Consider the following 3,058-nt stretch of genomic DNA (forward strand, 5'->3'; position numbering starts at 1 on the left):
TTCAACCAGCGGCGTGCCTTGCGCCAGAACGGTGATCCGTTCGGCGAGGCTGAATACCACATGCATGTCGTGCTCGATGATCGCGATCGTGATGTCGCGCTCTGCCTTGATCTGCTTCAAAAGGTCGATGGTGTTGTTGGTATCTGCCCGCGCCATGCCGGCGGTCGGCTCATCCAGCAGCAACAGCTTGGGGCTTTGGGCCAGGCACATGCCGATTTCCAGCCGCCGCTTGTTGCCGCGCGACATCGAGGCCGAATGATCATGGCGCGCATCGGCCATGTTCAGGCTTTCAAGCATATGCTCGGCCTGCTCGACGATCTCTTTTTCGTTCTCCGAATTTTCAAAGGCATGCATGCGGAACACGCCATCGCGCTTGGCGAAAATCGGGATCATCATGTTTTCCAGCACGGTCAGGTCGCCGAAGATTTCCGGCGTCTGGAACACGCGGGAAATGCCCATCTGATTGATCTCGTAGGGCTTGCGCCCCAGAACCGACTGGCCATTGAACATGACGCTGCCGGTGTCCGGGATAAGCTTGCCGATGAGAACGTTCAGCAGGGTGGATTTGCCCGCGCCGTTCGGCCCGATGATGGCATGCACGGAGTTTTCCGCGACGCTCAGGTTCACATCCCCAAGCGCCTGGAGCCCGCCGAAGCGCTTGTTGACGTTTTTGACTTCAAGAATACCCATGTCTCCGTCTCCTTATTCGGCGGGGGTGGATTGGGTCGATTTGTCGGCGTCGTCCCCGGATTTCTTACCGCGGAGCATGCGGGCGATGCGCTGACCGCCCTCGACAAGCCCGCCGGGCAGGAAGATCACGACCAGCATGAACATGATGCCAAGCGTCAGATGCCAGCCTTTGCCGACAAAGGGATGCACGAAGGTGATCACGAGGTCCTCAAGGCCGTCGGGCAAGAAGCTGAACCAGCTGTGCAGCACGCCATCGTTGATCTTCGAGAAGATGTTCTCGAAATACTTGATGAAACCTGCGCCCAGAACCGGACCGATCAGAGTGCCGGCACCGCCAAGGATGGTCATCAGCACCACCTCGCCAGAGGCTGTCCACTGCATGCGTTCGGCGCCTGCCAGCGGGTCCATCGAGGCCAGAAGGCCACCGGCCAGGCCGGCATACATGCCCGAGATCACGAAGGCCGCCAAAGTATAGGGGCGCGCGTTCAGGCCGGTATAGGTCATCCGGGTGTTGTTGGATTTGATCGCCCGAAGCATCATCCCGAACGGCGAGCGGAAGATGCGGATCGACAGGTAAAAGCTGATCAGCATCAGGATCGCGCAGAGGTAATAGCCGTTGTTGAACTGGAACGCCCAGGGGCCAACAACCATTTCATAGGTGTCGCGCATGTCCAGGCCAAAGAGGTTGGTCACCGGGATGCCGCCGCTTTCGGTGCGGCTTACGCCAAGGATGCGCGGATCATCGAGCGTCAGTTGCAGGCCGGTCTCGCCATTGGTGATCGGTGTCAGAACCGAATAGGCGAGGTTAAAGCTCATCTGGGCAAAAGCCAGCGTCAAGATCGAGAAATAGATCCCCGAGCGGCGCAGGCTTACAAACCCGATCACGACGGCAAACAGGCCCGCCACGATCACACTCAGGACAATCGCCGGCAGCACGTTCATCGACAGAAGCTTGAACATCCAGACCGCCGAATAGCTGCCGACACCCAGGAACGCGGCGTGGCCGAACGAGAGATAGCCGGTCAGGCCGAACAGGATGTTAAAGCCGATGGCGAAGATGCCGAAGATCACAAAACGCTGCATCAGGTCGGGATAGCCCGCATTGAACTGTGCCAGCGAACTATCGGACGGGAAGGGGTTCAGGATAAACGGCGCACACAGGGTGAGAACCGCCACGATCAGCAGGAGAGACAGGTCTTTTTTGTTCAGTCCGAGCATGGTCTTAGTCCTCCATCACGCCTTTGCGACCCATCAGGCCACGCGGACGTGTGAGCAGAATGATAATTGCCACCAGGTAGATGATGATCTGGTCGATACCGGGGATGAGCGACTTGATCTCGTTCATCGAGGCAAAGCTTTCCAGAATGCCGAGCATGAAGCCGGCAAGTACCGCGCCCGGAAGCGAGCCCATGCCGCCGACGACCACCACCACAAAGCTAAGCACGAGGAAATCCATCCCCATGTGATAATTGGGCGAGTTGATCGGTGCATACATGACCCCGGCAAGCCCGGCCACGGCCGCGGCGATGCCGAACATGATGGTAAAGCGCTTGTCGATGTTGATGCCAAGAAGGCCAACGGTCTCGCGGTCCGCCATGCCCGCGCGCACGACCATCCCGAAGGTGGTGAACTGCAAGAAGGCAAAGACGGCACCGACGATCACGGCGGCAAAGGCGAAATACACCAGGCGCCAGTAGGGATAGATGATGGCGTTGGCCTCAAAGCCAAGCATCACCCCGAAATCGAAGCTGCCCTTGAAGGCGTCGGGCGCGCCGGTGGGAATCGGGTTCGCACCGTAGAAATACTTGATGATTTCCTGAAGCACGATCGCCAGGCCAAAGGTCACAAGGATCTGGTCGGCGTGCGGGCGCTTGTAGAAATGCTTGATCAGCCCGCGCTCCATGATGAAGCCGACGGCGATCATGATCGGGATCGCGAAGAGGATCGCGATCGGCACCGACCAGTCGATAATCAAGCCGCCGAATTCGGGACCGAACCAGTTCTCCACATAGGGAGTCTTGACCTTCAGCGGATTGCCGAGAAAGTCGGTCCTCTCCGGGTCGATGGTCTCGACGCTGAGGTTGAGGAATTTTCGCACGGTCACCGCGCAAAAGGCCCCGATCATGAACAGGGCCCCATGGGCAAAGTTCACGACACCAAGGGTGCCAAAAATGAGTGTCAGGCCCAACGCAATCAGCGCATAGGCAGAGCCCTTATCGAGCCCGTTTAGGATCTGTAGAAGGAACGCGTCCATGGGTCCCACCTTCCGGTTCGTCTGGGTGGCTTGTTATTTGAATGCAGCAGCAGGCCACGACCCGGGGTGCCGAGGCGCGTTTCAGGTCGGCCGGACTGTGCGGGAGAAGCGTGG

At 58.8% G+C, this 3,058-nt stretch carries 3 protein-coding genes; all 3 read right to left on the bottom strand.

The annotated features are described in order from the left end of the window. Positions 1-690: ABC transporter ATP-binding protein (locus QZ522_RS18765; RefSeq protein WP_294615219.1), on the bottom strand; the 690-nt coding region annotated here is incomplete at its 3' end. A gap of 12 nt (positions 691-702) precedes the next feature. Continuing rightward, positions 703-1,908: a branched-chain amino acid ABC transporter permease gene (locus QZ522_RS18770; protein ID WP_294615222.1), complete on the bottom strand. Its 1,206-nt coding sequence runs from the start codon at positions 1,906-1,908 to the stop codon at positions 703-705. A 4-nt stretch (positions 1,909-1,912) separates the two neighbouring features. Beyond that, complete coding sequence (locus tag QZ522_RS18775; protein ID WP_294615225.1) at positions 1,913-2,944, bottom strand: branched-chain amino acid ABC transporter permease; 1,032 nt, start codon at positions 2,942-2,944, stop codon at positions 1,913-1,915. Between the last annotated feature and the right edge of the window lie 114 nt (positions 2,945-3,058).

The organism is uncultured Roseovarius sp. (genome assembly GCF_913054395.1).
GTDB lineage: Bacteria > Pseudomonadota > Alphaproteobacteria > Rhodobacterales > Rhodobacteraceae > Roseovarius.

Excerpts from the sequence above, each read along its gene's own strand:
- QZ522_RS18770 (WP_294615222.1), bottom strand. The coding sequence starts at position 1,908 with ATGCTCGGACTGAACAAAAAAGACCTGTCTCTCCTGCTGATCGTGGCG.
- QZ522_RS18775 (WP_294615225.1), bottom strand. The coding sequence starts at position 2,944 with ATGGACGCGTTCCTTCTACAGATCCTAAACGGGCTCGATAAGGGCTCT.